Raw genomic sequence first — 24,370 nt, 5'->3', positions numbered from 1 at the left:
CGTGCGCTCGAAGGTTGTCACGTCATCTAGCCAGGAGGCCCCAATGCCAGGATTGCTCGATCTCTCATCTCCCCGTGCCCTGCGTCGTCTGCTCCCGCTGGCGGCGCTTGCGGCGTCCGTCACCCTGAGTGCCTGCGCCAGCTCTCCGCTGGGCCGCAGCCAGCTGACTCTCTACTCGGACCAGGAACTGGAGAAGATGGGGGAAGCCAGCTTCAGCAAGTACCAGCAGGAGCTGCCGGTGGTGGAAGGTCGTCAGGATGCCTACGTCAGCTGCGTGGCGGATGCGGTGACCGCCAAGGTGCCCGCCAGCTATGGCATCAGCGACTGGCAGGTCAAGGTCTTCGAGGATGAGTCCGCCAATGCCTTCGCGCTGCCGGGCGGCTACATCGGCGTCAACACCGGGCTGCTGGAGGTCGCCGAGAATCAGGACCAGTTGGCCACCGTCATCGGCCACGAGATCGCCCACGTGCTGGCGCGCCACGCCAACGAACGTGTCTCGACACAATCGCTGACCTCCGCCGGGCTGTCACTGACCCAGGCACTGGCCGGCCTCGAAGGTACCGGTGGCGATCAGCTCATGGGCCTGCTGGGCATGGGCGCGGAATATGGCGTGCTCAAGCCGTTCTCGCGCTCCCACGAGTCCGAAGCCGACCTGTTGGGGCTGGACCTGATGGCCGAAGCCGGCTTCGACCCGCGCGCCAGCATCAAGCTGTGGGCCAACATGAACGCTGCCGGAGGCGCGCAACCTCCGGTGTGGATGTCGACGCACCCGAGTGACGAACAGCGCATGGCGGCTCTCAACGAGCGCCTCGAGACCGCTCTGCCGACCTATCAGCAGGCCCGCGCCGCCGGCGAGAAGCCCAACTGCGATCGTCTGCGCTGACCCCGCCAGTCTGGGGTGGCGTCATCATCCTCAGGTAACACACGCTCGCGCGGCCCCTGGAGAACCTGGGGCTGCGCGAGCGCGCGGCGCGCTCTATCCAGCCGCCCTCTACTCTCTGGCTCTACTCTCTGGCTCTGCTCTCACTAGTCTGCCCTCTGATCTATCTCCCTTGGCTATCTAACGCTCTACCAGCTCCTCGCTTTACCGGCTTGAAAGTCTGAATGTAAAAAGAAGCCGTCAAATGTGTCGATATCCGCGAATCATGTAACCGCATTGCTAATCTGGGATCACCTGCTCGCCTGCGCACTGCTCATGCAGACACTTCATGCACAGCGGCGCGAGCGTATTCCCGACACTCGCTTGAGGATGCCTTACATGACTCGACACGCACTCATCATTGACGACGATCCGGATTTTCGTGAACTCATCAGCGGCCTGCTTTCCGCCCATGGCTTCGACTGCACGCAGAGCGAAGGGCTGCAGGACATCGCCTGCAATCCCGCCTGTCTGGAGACGGACCTCATCCTGGTGGACTACGAATTGGGCGACTTCACCGGCGATGATGTGCTCGGCTATCTGCGCGAACGCAATGTCGAGGCGGGCATCATCCTGATGAGCGCCTGTCACAACGACGACATGCAAGCGATGGTCGCCAGGGGCAAGCGCAGCGGCCTGGAGATGCTGGGCCAGCTCGGCAAGCCCTTCGACATCATGCACCTGGCCTCTCTGCTGGCAGAGCTGGACAAGCAACGCAATCCGCTGTCACTCGATGAACTGGATGATGCTCTGACCGAGCGCCAGCTGCATCTCGTCTATCAGCCCAAGATCGACCTCGCCAGTGGCCGGCTCAGCGGCGCGGAGGCTCTCGTGCGCTGGCAGCATCCTCTGCGCGGCATGGTCATGCCCAACCAGTTCATCGCCCTGGCGGAACGCAGCAACCGCATCGAAGCACTCACCTGGCAGGTCATCGAGCATGGTTTCCGCCAGCAGGGCCAATGGCAGTCCCAGGGCCTTCACCTTGACCTCGCGCTCAATCTGTCACCCCAGCTGCTGCGCATCCGCGACATGCTGAAGACGCTGGATACGCTGGCCAGTCAGCATCATGTCGATCCGCACTCCATCACGCTGGAACTCACGGAGAGCTGCGGGATCGACTGCCTCACCTACGCTCGCCACCTGCTGAACGCCATTCGCGACCGCGGCTATCGCCTGGCGCTGGATGACTTCGGCACCGGTTTCTCCTCGATGATGCAGCTCTACAACCTGCCGTTCGACGAGTTGAAGATCGACCAATGCTTCGTCGGGCGCAGCGACAGCCACCCGGAAGCGCGCGCCATCACGCGTACCATCGTCGAGCTGGGTCAGCGTCTGAATCTCGCCGTGGTCGGCGAAGGCATCGAGACCGCGGAACAGCGCGATTACCTCTGCGATACCCGCTGCAATATCGGCCAGGGCTATCTGTTCGCGCGCCCCATGCCCGTCAGCGACTTCAATGCCTGGAGCCGCTGCCCGCCCAGCGCCGTCAATGCACTCAGCCAGCGCCACGTCTCCGCTGTCCATTGAGGAGACTGGCTTCCCGCCGCAGCGCAGCACAGACAACGGGAATGCCGCAACACCCCCACTACACAGACGCCACCCATGTCACCATGGGTGGCGTCTGTGTAGTGGAGGCCAGGATGAATCGTGAAGGACAGGATGATGAGAACGAGAGGAGGCGGAAACGGGAGAACAAGAGGGACGCTAGTGAATGCTGTCGGCTGTCTATTACGCTATCTCGTTCCCATACCGTCAGGAGAACAGATAGCCCTCTGCGAGGAGGCTGTCCCGCGTCGGCACACTCAAGGAGCGCAATGTGGCGACATGCTGGTGTACCTCAGGCAGGTCCTCGCTGATCACGGCCTCCTCCAGCGCCTTGGCACCACTGGCGATGCCGCTGCACCCCAGCGAGGCTGACGCCCCTTTCAGGGAGTGTGCCTCGCGCTTGAGCTCGGTGAGGTCCATCTGTTTCAGCAAGGTCACCATCACGTCGAGGCGTCCTTCGAGGCGCGTCAGATAATTGCTCAGCAGTCGTGAATAAGCCTCGCCACTCAGAGTCGTGAGCAACTCCTGACAGGTCGCGTGCTGCAGCAAGGAAGGCGCGGCATCGGGCAGAGAGTGCGCGGCTGAGTCGTCAGTTGCCGCACCGAGCGCCGGAGCAGCGTCGATCTGCGCGCCCTGATCATCAGCCGCTGTCGGGCTGACGCCATCATCGCCTGGTGCCTGCAGGGCGGCAGACGGCTCGCCAGCCGAGTCCTCTGGCTTGTCTGGCTCGAGCGCCTTCTGCTGTGAATCGGCCTCCTGTGAATCAGAGGCCTGCGAATCAGAGGCCTGGACCAGATACTGTTGCAGCACCCGATGCAGATCATCACGCGTGAAGGGTTTGTGCAGCACCCCCTGCATGCCAGCCTCGATGCAGCGGCGGGCATCTTCCTGCATCACGTTGGCGGTCATCGCGATGATCGGCAGACGAGCGCTGGCGGGTTGCTCAGCCTCGTGCTGACGCCAACGACGTGTCGTCTCGACGCCATCCAGCACCGGCATCTGCATGTCCATGAATACCAGATCGACATCATTGCCAGCCTGCGCCAGCCATTCGAGTGCCTGCTCACCGTCTTCCACCACCGTGACCTGCTGCCCCAGATACTCGAGCATGGCCCGCGCCAGTGACTGATTGACCTCGTTGTCTTCCACCACCAGCACGCTTGCGTGGGGCAAGGGCGCACCTCCCACCGCCTGCTGCGGGCAAGCCTCAGCAGCGGTCAATACCGGCAGCGGCACGCGGCACCAGAAGCGGCTGCCGAGCCCGAGATGACTCTCGACGCCGATCTCGCCGCCCATCGCCTCCACCAGTCGCTTGCAGATGGCAAGCCCGAGCCCGGTGCCTTCATGACGACGCGCAATCGAGGTATCCACCTGGGTGAAGGGGGCAAACAACTGACTCACCTGGTCGGCGGCGATCCCGCAACCGCTGTCGTGAACCTCGAAATGAAGCGTCTCGCCCTCTTCCAGTGATGCCCTCAGCCGGATGGTGCCCTGGGGACAGAACTTGAAGGCATTGTTGAGCAGGTTGGTCAGTACCTGACGCAGGCGATTGACGTCCCCCTTGACCCAGACAGGCAGGTCATCGGCACGTTCTTCGAGGAAGATGCGCGAGCATCCCTTGCCGGCATTGCCTGTCTGGCGATGGTAATGCGCGGCCAGGGAATCGAGGAATTCTGGCAGCGAGAAGCAGCGCTGATCCAGCTCCAGCTTGCCGGCTTCGATCTTGGAATAATCCAGCACATCATTGATGACGGCCTGCAGGCTCTCGGCACTCTGGCGCAGCATCGCCAGATATTGCTGGCCACGCCGGGTCGAGACTTCCTCGCCGATGAGGTCCGACACGCCGACCATGCCATTGAGCGGGGTGCGTATCTCATGGCTCATGATCGCCATGAATTCCGACTTGGCACGACTGGCCGCCTGCGCCAGCTGCACCATGCCATCCAGCTCCTGGGTGCGCTCCTCCAGCTTGCGGGTCTTGTAGGCCCGTACACGACTCTCGACGATCAGCGCGACCACCAGCACGATGCCGCTCAACGTCATCAGCAGCACCAGCGACAGCGCGAGGGCATACAGGTTGAGGAGCTCCGAGCGCTCCTTGGTGCGCTGGATAGCGGCCTCCGCATTGATGTTGAGCAGCAGCTCGCCGGTCTGCTCCTGAAGCGAGGCAAGCCGGCTGAGTATCTGCACATAGAGGGACGCATCACGCTCCTGACGACTCGCCAGGTCCATGATGGCGCTGTCCAGCACCTCGATTCTGGGCAGCATGGCCATCAGCTGGGCATGCAGGTCGGGCATCCCCACCAGCATGCTGCCCAGTTGGCCGCTCTGCAGCAGCTGCACCCGGCTATAGAGGATGTCGAGCCGCAACAGCAGCTCGCTGTCATCCATCAGGGCGGGCGGCGTCGGGGTCTTCTGCTCCTCGGCCACCACCATGCGCAGCTCGCGCACTTCCCTGTCGAACTGATAGACCGCCCAGATCAGATTCTCACGCAGCTTGTGCTCGAGTGCCTGCTGACACTGATAGACCAGAACGCCAGTCACCAATGCCGAGACGAAGAACAACGTCGCGGCAATGGCGATGGCGGTTCTGAAATGCAGAGAACGGAGTGGATTCATGCACGAGCATCCAGGCAGCGCTCATGAAACGGAGCAGGAGAGGCGGGTTCAGCGTTCGATGTCGATTCGCTTCACCTGCCAGACAGAGCGGGTCATGATTTCCTCGTTGAGGAGATCCGGCTGCTCACTGAAGGGGTAGATGATGAAGATGGGGCCATTGTCGCGTACACGCAGTCGCTTGCCATCGACTTCCATGGCCAGTATCACCGGATGATCGAAATAGTCCTGCACCGGCGCGGTGGCGGCGTAGTCGTTGAGCGCCACGATACGCATGGTGCCATCCTCGACGCCCACCGCCTCCATCAGCGCCGAACCGAGCGGACCGCTGAAGCTCACTTCGCCGTCATGCCAGGGGGTGGTGGTCACGGTTTTCCGTTGCGTCAGCGCCATGAGCATGGCGCGATCGAAATGTGCCTCGCCTCCGGCGTTGGCATGGGTGACATCCCCGGTGACACGCAGCACCACCGGCCCCTGCGGTGCCTCCAGGGCCATGGCGAAGGGGCAAAACGACAGTATCAGCAACAGAAGCCAGTGGCGCATGCGGGGTAACGCCGTGGTGAGACATCGCAGGAGAATGAGAAGCGGCATGGGAAGACTCCAGGGGTCATGGACAACCATGGATGACGGCCGGAGATTCACCGTCTCGTTTCATCCTCGCCATTCACGGGCCAGCAGCGGCACCGCGCCATGAAGCAGCGAGAGGGGATGAACACGAGTATATGTCGCCATCGTCCTGCCAAACGTGAACCATTGTGACGCGGTCTCACGCAAGAGACGCGTAGACTGCATGCGATACCCACGCGGGGAGGCAGCGACATGCAAATCGGCATTCTGGAAGATGATCATGATCAACGTGATTACCTGACCCTGTGTCTAGAGGCCCAGGGACATGAGCTGGCAGGCTTCGAGCGCGCCAGCCAGTTGTTGCGCGCACTGCGCGAGCGCAGCTTCGACCTGCTGATCATCGACTGGCAACTGCCGGATGCCTGCGGCATGGAGCTGACGCGCACACTGCGCAGCGAGCACGGCTGGCGAGGGCTGATCCTGTTCATCACCGCAAGCCAGGGGGAAGAGGATGTCGTGCATGCACTGCAGCATGGCGCCGATGATTTTCTGGCCAAGCCTATCCGCCCTGCCGAGCTCACGGCGCGTGTGGAAGCGCTGGGCAGGCGTTTCGTCACCTCCGACACCAATTACCTGCAGCCCAAGGTGGCCATCAGCGATCAATATCGGATCGAGCCGGATGAACACACCATCTGGTGCGGCGAGGAGCCTGTCGCCCTGACCCAGCGCGAATATCAGCTGGCTTCCCTGCTGCTGCGTCACGTCGGAGAGCTTTACTCACGCGCCTACCTGCTGGAGATGATCTGGGGAGTCAACGGGGACATCTCGACCCGTACGGTCGACACCCACGTCAGCCGCCTGCGGCGCAAGCTGGGACTGAACGGCAGCCGTGGGCTCAGACTGAAAAGCGTCTATCAGTACGGATATCGGCTCGAATCCTGTGCCACGGCCCCCGTCAAGAGCAGCTGAGCGCCAACAGCGAAGGCGTGAGCACACTGGATCATGGCCAACCAAAAAGGAGCGGGCGACTCTGTCGAGTCCCCCGCTCCTTTTTCATCGTCTGTCGTCTGACTGGTCGGCTAGCTGGTCATCTGGCTGCCCGTCTGGCGGCCATCTGAATCGACGTGCATGCTCGGCAAGCGCACGCGAATCACCCCTCCGCTAGCATCCTGCGCAACATGTCCGCCACGGGCCCCGTCTCCGGGCGCTTGTAACGCCACAGGAAGTAGGACTCGGCCGCCTGCTCCACCAGCATGCCGAGACCATCCTCGACCCGCGCGCCGCGCTCGCTGGCCCAGCGCATGAAGACGGTCGGCTCGGCGGCATACATCATGTCGTAGGCGAGCGCCTGCGGAGAGAACAGCGAATCCGGCAACGGCGGCAGCTCGCCGCCCAGCGATGCGCTGGTGCCATTGATGACCAGATCGAACTGGCCCTCGATGGCCGCATAGCTGCCACCGGACAGCAGGCAGCCTTCCCCCGCCAGGTCGGCGAAGTCCTCGGCCAGCGCACTGGCCTTGGCGGCGGTGCGATTGGCGATCACCAATGCCGCCGGCTGCTTGGCCAGCAGAGGCTCCAGCACGCCACGCACGGCGCCACCCGCGCCGAGAATCAGGATGCGCGCGCCCGTAAGCGGCGCCTCGAGACGCTCGAGATCACGAGTCAGGCCGACACCATCGGTGGTATCGCCATACAACTGACCGGTCTTGCCGAGCATCAGCGTATTGACAGCGCCGGCGCGACGGGCACGCGGGCTCAGCACATCGACCAGCCGGAAGGCCTGCTCCTTGAAGGGCATGGTGACATTCGCCCCCTGGCCGCCTTCGGCGACGAACTCGGCCCAACCGGCCGCGAAGTCATCGACCGGCGCCAGTCGTGCCTCGTAGCTCAGCGAGTCCTTGAGCTGCTCAGCGAAGGAGCGATGAATCAACGGGGATTTCGAGTGGGCAATCGGGTTGCCGAATACAGCGTAACGGGACATCAGGACTCCGGGACAATCACAGAAAAGCGTCAGGTCAATGCGGCGATCAGGCCTCTTCGCCCAGCCAGTCGCGGGCATGCAGGAAGTCACGATACAGCACCGCTTCGGCACTGCCTTCCTCGGGCTCGTAGCCGTACTCCCAGTGCACCACCGGCGGCATCGACATCAGGATAGACTCGGTACGTCCGCCACTCTGCAGGCCAAACAGCGTGCCGCGGTCCCAGACCAGGTTGAACTCCACGTAGCGCCCGCGACGATAGAGCTGGAAGTTGCGTTCACGCTCGCTATAGGCCGTCTCGCGGCGGCGCTCGACGATGGGCAGATAGGCCTCGAGGAAGCTGTCGCCGACGGATTGCTGGAAGGCGAAGCAGCGCTCGAAGCCCCACTCGTTGAGATCATCGAAGAACAGGCCACCCACGCCCCGCGTCTCGTCGCGGTGCTTGAGGTAGAAGTACTCGTCACACCAGGCCTTGTAGCGCGGATAGACATCACTGCCGAAGGCGATGCAGGCATCGTAGGCCGTCTGGTGCCAGTGACGCGCGTCTTCTTCATGCGGGTAGAACGGCGTCAGATCGTAGCCGCCCCCGAACCACCATACCGGCGCCTCGCCCTCCTTCTCGGCGATGAAGAAGCGCACATTGCCATGGCTGGTCGGCACGTGCGGGTTGTGCGGATGCAGCACCCAGCTGACCCCGACGGCGTGGAAGCTGCGACCGGCCAGCTCCGGACGCACCGCCGTCGCGGAAGCCGGCAATTCATGCCCGAAGACATGCGAGAAGTTGACGCCACCCTTCTCGAACACGCCGCCATTCTCGATGACCCGTGAGCGACCACCGCCACCCTCGGCACGCTCCCAGCTGTCTTCACGGAAACTTGCCTGGCCATCGCAGGCTTGCAGCGCCTCGCACAGGCGGTCTTGCAGATCGAGCAGGTAGACCTTGACGTCTTCGAGATTGGCGTGGGCCACGATGCCTCCGGTAGAACGGGAATGAATGATGACGGGGCGACACCCGTCGTTGGCCGCTGCTGGCGGTGAACTGCCAGCTTACCGCGACACGCTGCGTTCGGCAGGTCGGAAAATGCCCCTATTGGGCGCCTGGATGACGCGGCACTGACCTGGATCAACTCGAGGGGCGATCCTGCTGCTCAGGCGCGCAGTACCTTGCCGGTCGCGAGATCACGAATGGTGCTGGGACGCGGATTGCCGCCGAGCGGCCCTTCGAGGATCACGTCATTGACCAGCGCATCGCCGAAGGCGTCACGCACCTCGTCTGCGGTCATGGCAGGCGATTCGCCGGCACGGTTGGCCGAGGTCGACACCAGTGGGCCGCCGAAGGCGGCGCACAATGCCTGGACCAGCGGATGATCGGTCACGCGCACGGCCAGGCTGACGTGTTCACCGCGCAGCAAGGGGTGCGCACGGCCATTGTCAGGCACCAGCCAGGTATAGGGTCCCGGCCAGCTGGCCAGCAGCTGCTCACGCTGCTCGACGGTGACCCCCGCCAACCAGGGTTCCAGCTGGGCGATATCACCGGCGATCAGGATCAAGCCCTTGGCGGCGTCGCGGGACTTGAGCTTGATCAGCCGAGCCAGGGCCTCACCATCGTCGGGATCACACCCCAGCCCCCAGACGGCCTCGGTGGGATAGGCAACGATGCCCCCATTGCGAAGACAGGCAGCGGCGCCGTCGAGGGCACGCTGATCCAGCGAAACATCACTGACATTCATGATCTGCTCGAACTCCTAGCTGCGGCAACACAATGGCGGCGATTCTAGCACGCTCACCGGCGCGAGACCGACGCTGCACATCGACGCAACACGGAGTCGCGCCGGGGTGGCATAGGCGCACCGCCCGGTTCACGGCATGATGAACGGGTCCATCGCCCTCAGGGTATTGCGAAACTGACGCAAAGGCTTGTTTCAAAAGACTATCGAGGTCATTTGGACGCTTTGCTGGACAGTCTCCAGCACCGGGCCTGATGGCGTTTCACCCCCACTTTTCCTCCCCCTTTTCTTCAGACAAGGATGTGATCCATGCGCCGCGCTTTCTCCCTGACCACCTCAGCCGCTCTCTTACTGGCATTGGCAGGCTGTGCCAGCTCTGGCCCCCAGACGCCGACCGCGCCGGCGCCACGCCCTGCCCCGCTGCAGGATGCCGCGGCGCAGGCGCCCTTGAGCGACCAGGCCATGCTGGCGACCCTGTGGATACAGCGCAGCGCGGAGTTTCATGCCCTGTCACTGCAAGCCTTCAACGTGGCCCACGACCGCCTGAATCTGGCGCTGGCGCGTCGCCACGCGCAGGACAAGCCGCTGGCGGTGGTCGTCGATGTCGATGACACCGTGCTCGACACCACCAGCTACGGCGGCTGGGCACTGCGTGAAGGTCGTACCTACGACAGCCAGAGCTGGGCTGATTGGGTGGATGATGCTGTCTCCACTGCTTCACCGGGCGCCGTGGACTTCCTCAACTACGCTCACGCCAGCGGCGTCGATGTCTACTACATCACCAACCGCAAGGCGGCCGGCAAGCAGGCCACCATCGCCAATCTTGCCGCGCTGGGCTTCCCGCAGGCCGATGCCGAGCACGTGATGCCGCGCACCGACAGCTCCGACAAGACCGCGCGCCGCGCGCGGGTCACGCAGGAGCATGACATCGCGCTGCTGATGGGCGATAACCTCGGAGATTTCGATCAGGCCTTCCAGCAGTCCACCACCCGCGCACGCAATGCCGAGGTCGCCCGCCAGGCGGATCAGTTCGGCCGTCGCTTCGTGCTGTTGCCCAACCCGACCTACGGCGAGTGGGAAGGCGTGCTCTACGATGGCAACTGGAGTGCCAGTGAGCGCGAGAAGCGCGCCATGCGTGATGCGGCGCTCAATGCCTGGCAGCCCGAGAGCGGCAAGGTCAGCCTCGGCAAATGAGTTCAGGTTGCCGGCCTCCCGGATCATCACTGCCAGGTTGGCAACATTTGCTCAGAGCGTCAGAGTCGCTTCCAGCCACCCGGTGCCTGCATGACTCGCCCCTCGAGCTCCAGTTCCAGCAACTGCATGCTCAGCTCACTGACCGAGGTGCCGCTCAGCTCGACCAGCTTGTCCAGCGCCAGCGGCACGGCCCCCAGAAAGCACAATGGCGCCGCCTCCTGACTGACCGGCGGTGTGGCAGCGCGTGACGCTGGCGGCGCCAAGGACGGCAAGGGCAGTGACGTCGTGTGTGTCGCGAAGGTGGCGGAGGCTGTCGCTTGCCGAGCCGAAGTGGCTGAGCGAGAGGCCGCAGAGCCGGCAGCGGGCTGCCTGGATGACGCCACCCGGGCCTGCGTTGACGGCTGCTCGGTCGAGTGAGCCGGCAACAGGTGCTCGAGCTCCGCCAGCATGTCATCGACATCGCGTACCAGCGTCGCCCCCTGACGGATCAACTCCAGACAACCACTGGCGGTGATGTCATCGATGCGTCCCGGCAGCGCGAACACCTCGCGATTCTGCTCCATCGCCAACCGGGCACTGACCAGCGAGCCACTGCGCAGCGTGGCTTCGACCACCAGCACGCCAAGTGACAGGCCGGTGATCAGCCGATTGCGGCGGGGAAAGTGGCGCGCATGCGCGCCGGTGCCAGGCGGATGCTCCGAGAGCAGCAGACCGCCGCCCTCCAGCAGCCGCTGGCGAAGATGATGGTGCTGGGCGGGATAGACCACGTCGACCCCACAGCCAAGCACCGCCAGCGTCGAGGGGTTGGCCGCATAGTCGTGCGCGCCGAGGCGCGCTGACGCCGCCAGAGCTCCCTGATGCGCCGCGGCATCGACCCCCAGCGCCAGCCCACTGGCGACACTCCAGCCACGTGAGATCAGCTCAGCCGCGAAGTCATGCGCATGCCGCAGGCCTGACTGGCTCGCCTTGCGTGCGCCGACGATGGCCAGCATGGGCAACTCAAGCAGCGACTGCCGCCCCAGCGCCCAGAGCGCCAGCGGCGGGTCCGGCAGGGTGTCGAGCATGGCTGGCCACTCGGGGTCCGCGGGGGTGAGCAGATGATAGCCCTGTGCCGGCGCATGCCAGGCAAGGTCTGCCATCACCTGCTCATGGAGTGGCGAGGATTCGGGGCGCTCGCACCACAGGCGCAGCGGTGCCGCGAGACGTGGCGGCAATACCGCCAGCCAGCCCTGCGGCCAGTCGGCCCGCTCACGCAGCTTGGCCGCGGTATGCGTGCCAAAGCCCGGCAAGCGCGCCAGAAAGACGAAATCCGCCCGCGAGGGGCCGCGTTGTTCGACATCGATCGACACGCCACACCTCCCGAGCGGATTATTGACTCACCCTGGTTGTTCACTTCAGCACGACGAGTCGTTTCACTACGCCGATGCTTGCGGATGACAGGGGCTTTCGATCAGCCGTGGGGCTCCAGCAGCTTGTCACCGACGCTCAATGGGCGGCCGGCCTGCATCACCAGCGCGTAGCTGACCTTGTCGTAGATACGAAATACCATCACCAGGCCACCCTCCTCACCGGGCAGGGTGATCGGCTCGCCGGTGACGGGGTCGGTGATCGTCTCGCCGCGGCGCTCGATACCGAAGACGTACCCCGGCTGGATACCTTCACGACTGCCGCGATTGAGCGCCACGATGTCATTGCGACCGATGTTGCGCAGTCCATCGGGGGCCGCGAGGATGACGCCGCCTACATCTTCTTCGGGCGGCTGCGGCTGGAAGCTGGTGGTGATCGCGCCACCGTCCGCCGACAGCAGCAGATCGCCATTGAGAATCTCACGATTGGCCGACAGCACGCGCAGCACGCCGATATCGCCTTCGCGGCGCTCAAGCTTGATGTCGCCGATGCTGATCATCTCCAGCCCCAGAAACTCCTGGGTGTCCGGATCCAGATAGCGCTGGCCCTTGCGGTAGACGCTGTAGGTGTCATTGGAGGACCAGTTGCCGCGGGCGTAGATGGTATCGCCGGCACCGCTGATCAGACGGGTGTCATCCCCGGCCACGATATAGGGCGCATCGGTGAGCAGCGCCGGGTCAATCACGCGATGCTCTTTCAAGAAGGCCGAGATCTTCTCCAACGGAATCGGCGGCACCGCCTCGCGCTTGGGAATCTTGCGGATCTGGGGAGACAGCTTGACGACCCCGCCCTGGCCGCGCTCCAGGCGCAGACGTGGCTCGCCATTCTCGTAGTAGAGCGAGATGCGATCGCCCGGATAGATCAGGTGCGGATTCTTGATCTGCGGATTGGCGCGCCAGACTTCCGGCCACAGCCAGGGTTCACGCAGAAAGCGCCCGGAGATGTCCCAGAGCGTATCGCCACGCACCACCACATAGGTGGAAGGTACGTCATCACGCACGGTTGCTGCCTGTGCCAGCGACATCCCTGCGCTTGCCCCCAGCGTCGCCATGCCGAGGAGTGCCGTAAAGACGGCATTGCCGACCAGTCGTTTCATGCCCATTCCTGCGTCCCTTGCGTTATTGCCACCCATCGCTCGGTGGTGATGGTCTTGTTCTGAACTCCGCACCGCGCAGACCCGCTCTGCCCCGCGCCTGGTGGCTGCTGACCCCTGTCCATCGCCATGTCAGATCAATCCTGACTATTGCCGCGATAGTAGCAGCATTGACGGCATTCGGTTCCGTTCCTCGCTTGCGCACACTACAATATCAGGCAAATCCTTTCTGACAGCACAACGGTAATTACACCAGCCATGGCCAAACGCGAAATCCTTGAATTCCCTGATGAGCGTCTGCGCAACGTTGCCGCCCCGATCGACACGATCGACGCCGAGCTGCAGACCCTGATCGACGACATGATCGAGACCATGTATGACGCCCGCGGCATCGGCCTCGCCGCGTCACAGGTCGACGAGCATCGCCGTCTCATCGTCATCGACGTCAGCGAAGATCAGTCCCAGCCGCTGGTGCTGATCAACCCGGAATACACCCCGATCGGTGATGAACAGCAACCGATGCAGGAAGGCTGCCTGTCGATTCCTGAATATTATGCCGAAGTCCCGCGCTACCTGAAGGTACGACTCAAGGCTCAGGACCGCAACGGCGATGCCTACGAACTGGAAGCCGATGGCCTGCTGGCACATTGCATCCAGCACGAGCACGACCACCTGCAAGGCAAGCTGTTCGTCGACTACCTCTCCCCGCTCAAGCGTGATCGGGTGATGAAGAAGATGCAGAAGCGTCACAAGCTGCAAGAAGCCTGATCCCTCACGCTCGGCCACACGGCCGATATTGAGCGCATGGCGGCACCGCACGAAGGCCGAGGGCATCCCCTCGGCCTTCGTGCGGTTACTGGTCCATCAGCCGCGCCTGTCGCGCTGGCCGTCCTGCCGCAACCGTCAGCACCTTGAGCACGGCCGCCTCCGTGCTCCTATATGAGTCATAGCACATGTCGAAAGCCCTGCGCATCGCCTTTGCCGGCACCCCCGATTTCGCCGCCGAGTGTCTGTCCGCCCTGCTGGGCAGTCGCCACGAGATCATCAGTGTCCACACCCAGCCTGATCGCCCCTCCGGGCGTGGTCGCAAGCTGACCCCGGGCCCCGTCAAGCAGCTGGCGCTCCAGCACGATATCCCCGTCCATCAGCCGCTCAACTTCAAGGACGAGGCCGATCGTCAGATTCTGCGCGACCTCGAGGCCGACATCATGGTGGTGGTGGCCTACGGGCTGATCCTGCCGCAGGCGGTGCTCGATATTCCGCGTCTGGGCTGCCTGAACATCCACGCCTCTCTGCTGCCGCGCTGGCGCGGTGCCGCGCCGATCCAGCGTGCCATCGAAGCCGGTGACAGCGAATCCGGCGTCACCATCATGCAGATGGATGCCGGCCTGGATACCGGTGACATGCTGCTGATCCGCCGCACCCCGATCACCGCCAGCACCACCGGTGGCGAGCTGCACGATGCGCTGGCAGCCCAGGGTGGCGAGGCCATCGTCACGGCTCTCGACGCCATCGCCGCCGGCGACCTGCCCGCGACCCGCCAACCGGATGAGGGCGTGACCTACGCCGCCAAGCTCTCCAAGGCCGAGGCCGAACTCGACTTCACCCGCCCTGCCGCCGAGCTGGACGCGCGCATCCGCGCCTTCAATCCGTGGCCGGTGGCCTGGACACGCCTTGAAGGCGAGCCGCTGCGCCTGTGGATGTCCCGCACCGGCGAGCAACGCCTCACCGACAGCGTGACGCCCGGCACCCTTCTGGCGCCCGGCAAGGATTGCCTGCGCATCGCCTGCGGCGATGGCCATGAGGTGCTCGAGATCACTCGCGCCCAGCTGCCCGGCGCCAAGCCGCTGTCCGTCAAGGACCTGCTCAATTCCCGTGCTGCGCGCTTCCCCGAGGGCCTCGTCCTCGGCGCAGATCACGCCCCTGATACCGATTCCCAGACCGAGACTTCCGCATGAGCCAGTCAGACAACCCGTCCTCCAAGGGCAACGGCAAGAAGCGCAACTCCCTGCCGCCGGCCCGCAGCAAGGGCGGCGCTCACAAGCATGGCGGCGCCCGTCGCAAGCCTGACAATGCACCGGCCTCGCCGGGCGCTGCGGTGCGTGTCGCGGCTGCGCGGACGCTGGCCCCGGTGCTGGCCGCGCGTACCTCGCTGAACCTGGACAGCCTGCCGTCCGGCGTCGCCGGGCGTGACCAGGGCCTCTACAAGGCACTGTGCTTCGGCGTCTGCCGTCAGTTGCCGCGTCTGGATGCCTTGGCGGGCAAGCTGCTGAAGTCGTCCTTCAAGTCGCAGGATCAGGACATCCACGCCCTGCTGCTGCTCGGCCTCTATCAGCTGCTGTACATGCGCATCGCCCCGCACGCCGCCGTCGGTGAGACCGCTGGCGCCGCACGCGGCCTGGGCAAGGGCTGGGCCACCGGCGTGCTCAACGCCTGCCTGCGTCGTTTCCAGCGTGAGCAGGAAGCGCTGGAAGCCGAGGTCGACAAGGACCCCGCCGTCGCCCTGTCCCACCCCCAGTGGCTGCTGGATACCTTCCAGCGCAACTGGCCGGACGACTGGCAGGCCATCGCCGAGGCCAACAACGCCCAGGCGCCGATGACGCTGCGCGTCAATGTCGCCGCCATCAGCCGCGACGACTACCTCGCCCAGCTGGCGGAAGCCGAGATCGAAGGCGTGGCCTGCCCGTTCGCCGAGCACGGCATCACCCTGACCAGCGCCTGCGACGTCAGCGCCCTGCCGGGCTTCGAGGAAGGCCTGGTCAGCGTGCAGGATGAAGCGGCGCAGCTGGCCGGCCAGCTGCTGGCGCCGGCCGTGACGGCCATCAACGCCGAGGGTGAAGGCGTGCGCCTGCTGGATGCCTGCACCGCGCCGGGCGGCAAGCTGGCGGACATGCTGGAGCGCTTCCCGGGCCTGGACGCCACCGCCATCGACATCGACGGCGAGCGCCTCGAGCGCGTGGAAGAGACGCTGGAGCGTCTGGAGCTTGGTGCCGGCGTCGTGTGTGCCGATGCCAGCGAACGCGACTGGTGGGACGGCGAAGCCTTCGACGTCATCCTGCTCGACGCACCCTGCTCTGGCAGTGGCGTCATCCGTCGTCACCCGGACATCAAGCTGCTGCGTCGCCCGAACGACATCGGCGATCTGGCGCGCCTGCAGGGCAAGCTGCTGGCCAATCTGTGGGGCATGCTCAAGCCCGGCGGCACCCTGGTCTACGGCACCTGCTCCATCATCACCCAGGAAAACGCCCGCGTGATAGACCGCTTCCTGGCCGCGACACCGGACGCCAAGGCCGAGACCATCAAGGCCGACTGGGGCCGTGTCTCCGGTGCTGGCCGCCAGATGCTGCCGCAGGTCAATGGTCACGACGGCTTCTACCTGGCCCACATCACCAAGGCCAGCGCCTGATCACAGCCAGGTGAGCCGTGTCGGCGCGACGTCCGTGGTGACATGAGACGCCACGCCTGACATTCCCGGACAGCCGCGCCCCGACTCTCGGGGCGCGGCTGTCTTCCGTCCTGGCACTGGTTTATCCTGTGCCGACTGAGCAACAGCGGACGAGCCGGACATGAAAATCATCATTCTGGGCGCAGGTCAAGTCGGCGGTACGCTCGCCGAACACCTGGCCCATGAAGAAAATGACATCACGGTGGTGGATACCGACAGCGAACGGCTGCGCGAGCTGCACAACCGACTCGACATCCGCACTGTCACGGGGCCGGCGAGCTATCCGCAGATCCTGCGGCAGGCGGGTGGCGAGGATGCCGACATGCTGATCGCGGTGACCAACTCTGACGAGGTCAACATGATCGCCTGTCAGATCGCCCATAGCCTGTTCCACACGCCGACCAAGATCGCGCGTGTGCGCTCGACCGCCTATCTGACCCGCAAGGGCCTGTTCTCGCATGACGCCATCCCGGTCGATGTGCTGATCAGCCCCGAGCAGGTGGTGACGGACCACATCCGCCGCCTGATCGAATACCCCGGTGCCCTGCAGGTGCTCGACTTCGCCAATGGCGTCGCCCAGCTGGTCGCGGTGAAGGCCTATTACGGCGGGCCGCTGGTCGGTCAGGAGCTCGGTTTCCTGCGTCGCCACATGCCCAACGTGGATACTCGCGTCGCCGCCATCTATCGTCGCAACCGTCCGATCATCCCGCGCGGTGACACCGTGATCGAGGCCGATGATGAGGTGTTCTTCATCGCGGCACGCAAGGACATCCGCACCGTGATGGGCGAGCTGCGACGCGTCGATCGCAACTTCCGCCGGGTGGTGATCGCCGGTGGCGGCCATATCGGTGAGCGTCTGGCCGAGACGCTGGAGCACAGTCATCAGGTCAAGATCATCGAGCACTCGCTGGCGCGTTGCACCGACCTTTCCGAGCGCCTCGATCGCACCGTGGTCCTGCACGGCAGCGCCACCTCCAAGCGTCTGCTGCTGGAGGAGAACATCGAGGATTGCGACATCTTCTGCGCGCTGACCAACGACGACGAGGTCAACATCATGTCGTCGATGCTGGCCAAGCGGCTCGGTGCCAAGAAGGTACTGACGCTGATCAACAACGCGGCCTACGTGGACCTGGTGCAGGGCGGCGAGATCGACATCGCCATCTCGCCCCAGCAGGCGACCATCGGCGGCCTGCTGACCCACGTGCGAAAGGGTGACATCGTCAATGTCCACTCGCTGCGCCGTGGTGCGGCGGAGGCCATCGAGGCCATCGCCCACGGCGATGAGCGCTCCTCCAAGGTGGTGGGCCGACGCATCGAGGATATCAACCTGCCGGAGGGCACCACCATCGGTGCCGTGGTACGCGGCAAGGAAGTGCTGGTGGCGCATCATGACCTGGTGGTGGAATCCAACGACCACGTCATCCTGTTCGTGGTCGACAAGCGTCGCATCCGCGAGGTGGAGCGTCTGTTCCAGGTCGGGTTGACCTTCTTCTGATGCCGGCCTCCATGACTTCCGCCCCGCGCCCGCCCCGAACGTCACTCGGCGGCCTCGCCACGCTGCGCCTCTCTCAGGGAGGCGCCGCATGAGCCTACGCGTGATCTCTCGCATCCTCGGTATCCTGCTGATGCTGTTCAGCCTGACGCTGGTGCCGCCAATGCTGATCTCGAGGGTCTTCGAGGACGACACCCTGAGCGCCTTCGCCGTGGCGATGGGCATCACCCTGCTGACCGGTTTCGCGCTCTTCTACCCCAATCGGCACGCCCGCAAGGAGCTGCGCAACCGCGATGGCTTCCTGATCACGGTGCTGTTCTGGACCGTGCTGGGGGCCTTCGGTTCGCTGCCCTTCCTGCTCGCCGAAGACCCGAACCTGACCATCATCGATGCCATGTTCGAGTCGTTCTCGGGGCTCACCACCACCGGCGCCACGGTGATGACGGGGCTCGACCTGCTGCCCCACTCCATCCTCTACTATCGCCAGCAGCTGCAATGGCTGGGCGGCATGGGGATCGTGGTACTGGCGGTGGCGATCCTGCCGACACTCGGCATCGGCGGCATGCAGCTCTACCGCACCGAGATTCCCGGCCCGCTGAAGGACTCCAAGCTGACGCCGCGCATCACCGAGACGGCCAAGGCGCTGTGGTACATCTACGCCGCGCTGACACTGGTGTGCTTCGCCAGTTACTGGGCGGCCGGCATGAGCTGGTTCGATGCCCTGGGCCACAGCTTCTCGACCGTCGCGGTCGGTGGCTTCTCGACCCACGACGCCAGCATCGGCTACTTCGACTCCGCCAGCATCGAGATGATCTGCGTGTTCTTCATGGTGGTGTCCTCGATCAGCTTCGGCCTGCACTTCGCCGCCTGGCGCGAGGGCCGCATCAGCCATTATCTGTGCGACCCGGAGACACGCTTCTTCCTGATCCTGCTGCTGATCCTGACCTGCGTCACCATCGCCGGCCTGCTGCTCACCGGCAGCTACGATGACAGCAAGGCGCTGCGCCACGGCCTGTTCGAAGCCGTCTCGGTGGCCACCACCACCGGCTTCGGCGTCGCCGATTTCACCGGCTGGCCGGGTGTCTTGCCGATGATGCTGTTCATCGCCGCCTTCATCGGTGCCTGCTCCGGGTCCGCCGGTGGCGGCATGAAGGTCATCCGCATCCTGCTGATCCTCAAGCAGGGCGTGCGCGAGATCCATCGTCTGATCCACCCCAATGCCATCCTGTCGGTCAAGGTCGGCAAGATGCGCATCTCCGAGGGTGTCGCTGAAGCGGTGTGGGGCTTCTTCTCCGTCTACCTGATGCTGTTCGTGCTGATGATGCTGGGCATGCTGGCCACCGGGCTTGACCAGGTGACGGCGTGGTCAGCGGTCGGCTCGGCGCTCAACAATCTGGGGCCGGGGCTGGGTGAGGTCGCGACCCACTACGGCGATATCCCGGGGGCCGCCAAGGGCATCCTGATCCTCGCCATGCTGCTGGGGCGCCTGGAGATCTTCACCATTCTGGTGCTGTTCACGCCGGCCTTCTGGCGGCGCTGACAGCCGCCAGCGTGCCGAGAGCATCACCTTGAACGCAAACGCCCCCGCCGGAGGACTCCGACGGGGGCGTTTTCATTGTGGCGCTTCGACTATGACTCGCCGGTAGTGGCGTCACGGCGCGCCAGCAGGCGGCGCATCGGCGCGGTCGGCTCCAGCACATAGTGGATGCGGCTGGCACGATAGCAGTCGTTGAAGGCGTCGAAGTAGTCATCCAGCACGCTGGCCGCGTTCTCCTCCCCCGCCTGACGCAGCAGCTCCGCCGCCACTTCCGCCGTGCACAGGTGCGCCTCGGAGGCAGGCTTGCGCAGGTGATAGCGGGTCAGGCGCTGAGTGTGCAGCGGCAATACCGGCAGGCCGTCCAGATAGGGGCTCTTGCGGAAGATGCGTCGCGCCTGACGCCAGGTGCCATCGAGCAGGATGAACACCGGAATGCGCGCCTCGCCACTGGCGGTATGCGTCGCCACATCGGCGCCGACGCCGGCGATGGCATTCACGTCGACCACGCGGTCGGCGTAGTCGGGCTGGTCATCCGGGAAGATGATGAAGGGCTGATAGCGCTCATCTTCCAGCAGCGCCAGCAGGCGCGGGTCCGGCTCGACGCGATACCAGCTGAAGACCTCGGTGCCCGCCAGCACATCCGAGATCAGGCGCCCGGTATTGGTCGGCTTGTAATGTTCCAGCGGATGGGTGATCAGCCAGAACTTGATCCGCGACTCGGCGGTGACCTGATAGGGACACAGGCAATTGAGCCTGGGCAGGCGGCACGCCTCACAGCGAATCACCTGACTGCCGCGCGCCTTGAACTCGCGGCGCGGATGCCGTCCGTGCCACGCCTCCGGCTCGCCACTGGGCAGCGTGGTGATGCCACTGCCTTCGCCTGGCGCGACGGTATCGATTGCCACAGCGTCGCCATCGACGCTGGAGGCGACAGCGGAAGCAGATTGAGGCGCACAGGCGGCGATATCGTCGCCATCAGCCGGCGGGGGGCGGGAATCACACATGATGAGCAGTCAGAACCAAGGAAAAAGGGACGCGCATTCTAGCATGCGCGTCCCTTTCTCCCATTCTTCTGTCCCGACTCAGGTTGCCGATTCGCGGGATCAGACCTCGTAGCGGTGCTTGCTGCCGGTCACGAACTTGGGCGGACGACGCTTCCAGTAGCCTGCCAGCAGCGACCCCGAGACGTTGTGCCAGATGGAGAAGATCGCCCCCGGCAGCGCCGCCGTGGCGGAGAAGAACTGACTGGCCAGTGACGCCGCCAGGCCGGAATTCTGCATGCCGACCTCGATGGCGATGGTGCGCGAAGTGCGTTCATCCAGCCCGAACAGACGCGACAGGCCATAGCCGGCGCTCAGGCCGATGGCATTGTGTGCCACGACCGCCAGCGCGACCAGCGGGCCCAGCGTGGCGAGGCGCCCGACGTTGAGCGAGACCACGATGGCGATGATCAGCACGATGGCCAGCATGGCCAGACTCGCCAATGCCGACTCCCACTCGCGGATCAGATCACGCGCGAAGTGGTGCACGACCACGCCGAGCACGATGGGGGCGACCACCAGCTTGGCGATGCTCAGCAGCATGCCGCTGACCGGCACGTTGATATCGGTGCCCAGCAGCCACCAGGTCAGCAGCGGCGTCATCACGATGGAGAGCAGCGTCGAGGCCATGGTCATCGAGACCGATAGCGCCACGTGTCCGCCAGCAAGCCAGGTCATCACGTTGGAGGAGGTTCCCCCTGCCGTGGCGCCGACCAGCACCATGCCCACCGTCAGCGCCGGGTCCAGCCCCAGCAGACGCGCGATCAGGAAGGCGGCCAGCGGCATCACGCTATATTGCAGCAGCAACCCGAGCGCGATCGGGCCGGGGCGACGTGCCACGCGTATGAAGTCGTCACGCGACAGGGTCAGGCCCATGGCGAACATGATCAGCGCCAGCAGAGGCTGAATGGTGTCCTTGAGCGCCACGAACGGCGTCGGAGCCACCACGGCGATGCCGGCAAAGACCAGCGCCCACAAGGGGAAGAAACGATTCAGCGTCTCGAACATGCTTTTCACTTTTCGGTCGCCCGGGGCATCGATTTCCCGGAAATTGCTGGCCCGCCTCCCATGGCAGGCCTGAAGGCGCGCATCATAACGTATCAGGCAGCCCCAGGTGGCCCTGATACAACCAATGGCGCACAAGGCGCGGTACCGCCTGACCGGCACTTTCGGCCAGCGGCAGCACGCCGGGCTCGGCCAGTTCATCGGCATTCGGGTCGACCAGCACGATGGGGGCATCCAGCGGTGCTGCTGCATAGAGGTTGGACGCCGGCATGACCTTGAGCGAGGTGCCGACGATCAACAGCAGGTCCGCCTCGGCGGCGATCTCCTCGGCGACCGCGTAGAGCGGCACCGCCTCACCGAACCACACCACGTCCGGACGCAGCTGACTGCCCTTGTCACACAGGTCCCCGAGGCGAATGCCGCCACGCGGCAAGGGATAGCGCAGGCCGTGGTCGACGCTGGAGCGCGCCTTGAGAATCTCGCCATGCAGATGCACGACCTCGCGCGAGCCCGCTCGCTCGTGGAGGTCGTCGATGTTCTGGGTGATGACCGAGACGCGAAAGCCGTGCTGCTCCAGCTCAGCCAACGCCTTGTGGGCCGCGTTGGGCCTGGCGCGGCGTACCTGGGTGCGGCGGTCATCGTAGAAGCGCAGCACCTGCTGGGGGTCGCGTCGGAAGGCCTGCGGTGTCGCGATGTCTTCCAGGCGATGCTCTTCCCACAGGCCATCCTCGGCGCGGAAGGTGCGCAGGCCGCTCTCGGCGCTGATGCCGGCGCCACTCAACACGACCAGATGGCGTCCGTGACGTGCACCGGGGTCCTTGAAGCCTTCACTCATCTAGCACTCTCTCTGGCGTTGGACAGGATCGAACAGCGGGCATGGCGATCACACTCAGTCATCGATGAAGTCCTGACTGCGATCGATACCGAAGCGCCGCTTGTTGCGATAGGGATAGACATCGATCACGCGCCCTTGCGCGATGGCGTCCTGCAGGCCACGCCACCAGCTGGCCTGGAAGATCTCGGGATGCAGCTCATAGAACAGCTTGCGCAGCTGGAGATCGGCAAACAGGAAGGGGCCGAACTCCTCGGGGAAGATGTCGTTGGGCCCCACCGAATACCAGGGCTCGCTGGCCAGTTCCTGCTCAGGGTAACGTGCCTCGGGAATCTCACGGAAGTTGCACTCGGTCAGGTAGCTGATCTCGTCGTAGTCATAGAAGACCACCCGCCCGTGGCGCGTGACGCCGAAGTTCTTGAGCAACATGTCGCCGGGGAAGATGTCAGCGGCAGCCAACTGCTTGATCGCATTGCCATAATCATTGAGCACCGCGCGGGTTTCCTCGGCGTCACACTCCTCGAGATACAGGTTGAGCGGCGTCATCATGCGCTCGGTATAGCAGTGACGGATCAGCACCTTGTTGCCGCGCAGGCTGATCGACGAGCTGCACACCTCCAGCAACTCTTCGAGGCAGGCCGGGTCGAAGTGGTCCTTGCCGACGGTGAAGTTCGAGAATTCCTGCGTATCGGCCAGTCGCCCGACCCGATCATGGCGTTTGACCAGACGGTACTTCTCGCGCACCTGATCACGACTCATGTCCTTGCCGGGGGCGAAGCGGTCCTTGATCAGCTTGAACACCAGCCGGTAACTGGGCAGCACGAAGACCGCCATCACCATGCCGCGCACGCCGGGCGCGATGATGAACTGATCGGAGCGACTCGCCACATGCTGGTTGAGGCCACGGAACAGCTCGGTCTTGCCATGCTTGTAGAAGCCGATGGCGGCGTACAGCTCGCCGATGGGCTTCTCGGGCATCAGGGTCTGCAGGAACCCGACCACCTCGCTGGGCACTTCGATCTCGACCTGGAAATAGGCCCGCGTGAAGGAGAAGATGATCGAGACCTCTTCCGGCTCGATGATCACGGTATCCAGATAGACGCCATCGCGCTCGGTATGCAGCACCGGCAACACCAGCGGCAGGGTCTGGCCGCCACCCTCGATGCGCCCGACCAGATAGGCCCCCTTGTTGCGATAGAAGACGCTGCGCAGCATCTCGAAGGCGGCGTCCGGCGCATCGCGCACCGCCTCAGGCAGCGTCGCGAGCAACATCTCGGCGCCCAGCGTCACATCGCGCCCCTGATGCTCGAAGGCGATCCCCAGCGGCGCCTCGTTGAGCACGGATTCGAGTGCCCCGGCCCAGTCACCCTCGACCGGCACACGATGACTGATGCTCAAGCCGGAATGGCGTGCCGGCCCCTGGCGAGATGGCGAGACGAACATCCAGTCATCGCGGATGTGACGATGGGAAAACACGCTGCAGAAGATGGAGTTGTAGAAGGTCTCGGCTAGCTTGTAGTCGAGGCGTTGATCGATCAGCGCCATGTACTGCCGCTTGGCCTCACCCCACAGGGTGCACTCGCACAGGCGGTCGGGCTCGAAGGCGCGCTCCAGCCGCTCCATGGTGGCGGCGACCTTCTCGTCGTAGAGGTTGATACGCGCGGCGGAGGCCTGCTGGGCCTCACGCCAGTCTGCCTCGATGAAGCGTCGCCGCGCATCACTGGAGATCTGCTTGAAGCGTGATCGATATTCATCGAAGCCATGCAACACGGTCGCCGCCAGTCGCTGGCCCTGCTGGCCATTGCCGCGCTCGTCACTGTCCACATCATTGCCCATCGCCGCCTCCCTGCCCTTCAGTCACCTGACATGACCAAAGCATGCGGACTGTCGCGCCAGCAAGCGAGACGACAATGGTCGCGGGCCTTCAACCCTGACTCACGCTAGGTGCGCCATCCACCAGGGCCGGGAAGGC

The 24,370-nt window shown here is 64.5% G+C and carries 20 protein-coding genes; 9 read left to right on the top strand and 11 right to left on the bottom strand.

Annotation, left to right across the window (positions count from 1 at the left end):
• The first annotated feature begins 43 nt into the window (after positions 1 to 43).
• Together IZU87_RS06570 and IZU87_RS06565 are read left to right on the top strand one after the other, a co-directional pair.
• Positions 44 to 883 carry a M48 family metallopeptidase gene (locus IZU87_RS06570; protein WP_213114047.1) on the top strand — a complete coding sequence of 280 codons (840 nt, stop codon included), beginning with the start codon at positions 44 to 46 and terminating at the stop codon, positions 881 to 883.
• A gap of 375 nt (positions 884 to 1,258) precedes the next feature.
• Positions 1,259 to 2,446, top strand: coding sequence for an EAL domain-containing response regulator (locus tag IZU87_RS06565; RefSeq protein ID WP_213114046.1), 1,188 nt, complete (start codon positions 1,259 to 1,261; stop codon positions 2,444 to 2,446).
• Between the two features lie 225 nt (positions 2,447 to 2,671).
• Here IZU87_RS06565 and IZU87_RS06560 read toward each other — a convergent pair whose 3' ends face one another.
• The gene (locus IZU87_RS06560) at positions 2,672 to 5,083 is read right to left on the bottom strand and encodes an ATP-binding protein (protein WP_213114045.1); all 2,412 of its coding nucleotides are present in this window, start codon (positions 5,081 to 5,083) and stop codon (positions 2,672 to 2,674) included.
• Between the two features lie 48 nt (positions 5,084 to 5,131).
• Positions 5,132 to 5,623: a putative pterin-binding protein gene (locus IZU87_RS06555; protein ID WP_213114044.1), complete on the bottom strand. Its 492-nt coding sequence runs from the start codon at positions 5,621 to 5,623 to the stop codon at positions 5,132 to 5,134.
• Between the two features lie 276 nt (positions 5,624 to 5,899).
• Between IZU87_RS06555 and IZU87_RS06550 the strand changes: the two genes are divergently transcribed.
• Positions 5,900 to 6,616 carry a response regulator transcription factor gene (locus tag IZU87_RS06550; protein ID WP_043333802.1) on the top strand — a complete coding sequence of 239 codons (717 nt, stop codon included), beginning with the start codon at positions 5,900 to 5,902 and terminating at the stop codon, positions 6,614 to 6,616.
• A gap of 181 nt (positions 6,617 to 6,797) precedes the next feature.
• Here the strand turns inward: IZU87_RS06550 and aroE are convergent, their stop codons facing one another.
• From aroE to tsaC, 3 genes are all read right to left on the bottom strand, one after another.
• Positions 6,798 to 7,631, bottom strand: coding sequence for a shikimate dehydrogenase (aroE, locus tag IZU87_RS06545; RefSeq protein ID WP_213114067.1), 834 nt, complete (start codon positions 7,629 to 7,631; stop codon positions 6,798 to 6,800).
• 43 nt (positions 7,632 to 7,674) lie between these two features.
• Positions 7,675 to 8,595, bottom strand: a complete 921-nt coding sequence (gene hemF / locus IZU87_RS06540) for an oxygen-dependent coproporphyrinogen oxidase (RefSeq protein WP_213114043.1) — start codon at positions 8,593 to 8,595, stop codon at positions 7,675 to 7,677.
• Between the two features lie 179 nt (positions 8,596 to 8,774).
• Entirely contained in the window at positions 8,775 to 9,356 is a 582-nt protein-coding gene (gene tsaC / locus IZU87_RS06535; RefSeq protein WP_153636528.1) for an L-threonylcarbamoyladenylate synthase type 1 TsaC, read from the bottom strand.
• Positions 9,357 to 9,662: 306 nt separating this feature from the next.
• Here tsaC and IZU87_RS06530 point away from each other — a divergent pair, with 306 nt between their 5' ends.
• Positions 9,663 to 10,547 carry a 5'-nucleotidase, lipoprotein e(P4) family gene (locus IZU87_RS06530; protein ID WP_213114042.1) on the top strand — a complete coding sequence of 295 codons (885 nt, stop codon included), beginning with the start codon at positions 9,663 to 9,665 and terminating at the stop codon, positions 10,545 to 10,547.
• A 59-nt stretch (positions 10,548 to 10,606) separates the two neighbouring features.
• On the opposite strand, the gene dprA is transcribed toward IZU87_RS06530, so the two are convergent.
• Together dprA and IZU87_RS06520 are read right to left on the bottom strand one after the other, a co-directional pair.
• The gene (gene dprA / locus IZU87_RS06525) at positions 10,607 to 11,896 is read right to left on the bottom strand and encodes a DNA-processing protein DprA (RefSeq protein ID WP_349305165.1); all 1,290 of its coding nucleotides are present in this window, start codon (positions 11,894 to 11,896) and stop codon (positions 10,607 to 10,609) included.
• Positions 11,897 to 11,997: 101 nt separating this feature from the next.
• Positions 11,998 to 13,050 carry a LysM peptidoglycan-binding domain-containing protein gene (locus IZU87_RS06520; protein ID WP_213114041.1) on the bottom strand — a complete coding sequence of 351 codons (1,053 nt, stop codon included), beginning with the start codon at positions 13,048 to 13,050 and terminating at the stop codon, positions 11,998 to 12,000.
• A gap of 255 nt (positions 13,051 to 13,305) precedes the next feature.
• On the opposite strand from IZU87_RS06520, the gene def reads away from it, so the two are divergent.
• The 5 genes from def to IZU87_RS06495 all read left to right on the top strand — a co-directional run bounded on the left by def (position 13,306) and on the right by IZU87_RS06495 (position 19,524).
• Complete coding sequence (def, locus tag IZU87_RS06515; RefSeq protein WP_043333797.1) at positions 13,306 to 13,815, top strand: peptide deformylase; 510 nt, start codon at positions 13,306 to 13,308, stop codon at positions 13,813 to 13,815.
• 185 nt (positions 13,816 to 14,000) lie between these two features.
• Positions 14,001 to 15,005 (top strand): methionyl-tRNA formyltransferase, encoded by a 1,005-nt coding sequence (gene fmt, locus IZU87_RS06510; RefSeq protein ID WP_153636530.1) that lies wholly within the window; start codon positions 14,001 to 14,003, stop codon positions 15,003 to 15,005.
• Positions 15,002 to 16,453 carry a 16S rRNA (cytosine(967)-C(5))-methyltransferase RsmB gene (gene rsmB, locus IZU87_RS06505; RefSeq protein WP_213114040.1) on the top strand — a complete coding sequence of 484 codons (1,452 nt, stop codon included), beginning with the start codon at positions 15,002 to 15,004 and terminating at the stop codon, positions 16,451 to 16,453. Before fmt ends, rsmB begins: the two co-directional genes overlap by 4 nt.
• Before the next feature lie 160 nt (positions 16,454 to 16,613).
• Positions 16,614 to 17,987 carry a Trk system potassium transporter TrkA gene (gene trkA / locus IZU87_RS06500; RefSeq protein WP_043333795.1) on the top strand — a complete coding sequence of 458 codons (1,374 nt, stop codon included), beginning with the start codon at positions 16,614 to 16,616 and terminating at the stop codon, positions 17,985 to 17,987.
• A gap of 88 nt (positions 17,988 to 18,075) precedes the next feature.
• Positions 18,076 to 19,524: a TrkH family potassium uptake protein gene (locus IZU87_RS06495; protein WP_213114039.1), complete on the top strand. Its 1,449-nt coding sequence runs from the start codon at positions 18,076 to 18,078 to the stop codon at positions 19,522 to 19,524.
• An 89-nt stretch (positions 19,525 to 19,613) separates the two neighbouring features.
• On the opposite strand, the gene IZU87_RS06490 is transcribed toward IZU87_RS06495, so the two are convergent.
• The 4 genes from IZU87_RS06490 to aceK all read right to left on the bottom strand — a co-directional run bounded on the left by IZU87_RS06490 (position 19,614) and on the right by aceK (position 24,234).
• The gene (locus IZU87_RS06490) at positions 19,614 to 20,525 is read right to left on the bottom strand and encodes a tRNA-uridine aminocarboxypropyltransferase (protein WP_153636532.1); all 912 of its coding nucleotides are present in this window, start codon (positions 20,523 to 20,525) and stop codon (positions 19,614 to 19,616) included.
• Positions 20,526 to 20,624: 99 nt separating this feature from the next.
• The gene (locus IZU87_RS06485; protein ID WP_043333793.1) at positions 20,625 to 21,569 is read right to left on the bottom strand and encodes a bile acid:sodium symporter family protein; all 945 of its coding nucleotides are present in this window, start codon (positions 21,567 to 21,569) and stop codon (positions 20,625 to 20,627) included.
• 82 nt (positions 21,570 to 21,651) lie between these two features.
• Positions 21,652 to 22,401, bottom strand: a complete 750-nt coding sequence (locus IZU87_RS06480; RefSeq protein ID WP_052384572.1) for an SIR2 family NAD-dependent protein deacylase — start codon at positions 22,399 to 22,401, stop codon at positions 21,652 to 21,654.
• A 54-nt stretch (positions 22,402 to 22,455) separates the two neighbouring features.
• Positions 22,456 to 24,234, bottom strand: a complete 1,779-nt coding sequence (gene aceK / locus IZU87_RS06475) for a bifunctional isocitrate dehydrogenase kinase/phosphatase (RefSeq protein ID WP_213114038.1) — start codon at positions 24,232 to 24,234, stop codon at positions 22,456 to 22,458.
• Positions 24,235 to 24,370: the final 136 nt, after the last annotated feature.

Source organism: Cobetia sp. MC34, assembly GCF_018340035.1.
GTDB classification, from domain to species: Bacteria; Pseudomonadota; Gammaproteobacteria; order Pseudomonadales; family Halomonadaceae; genus Cobetia; species Cobetia amphilecti.
Note: the sequence above shows the minus strand (reverse complement) of the source record. Positions and strands in the feature narration are given on the sequence as shown.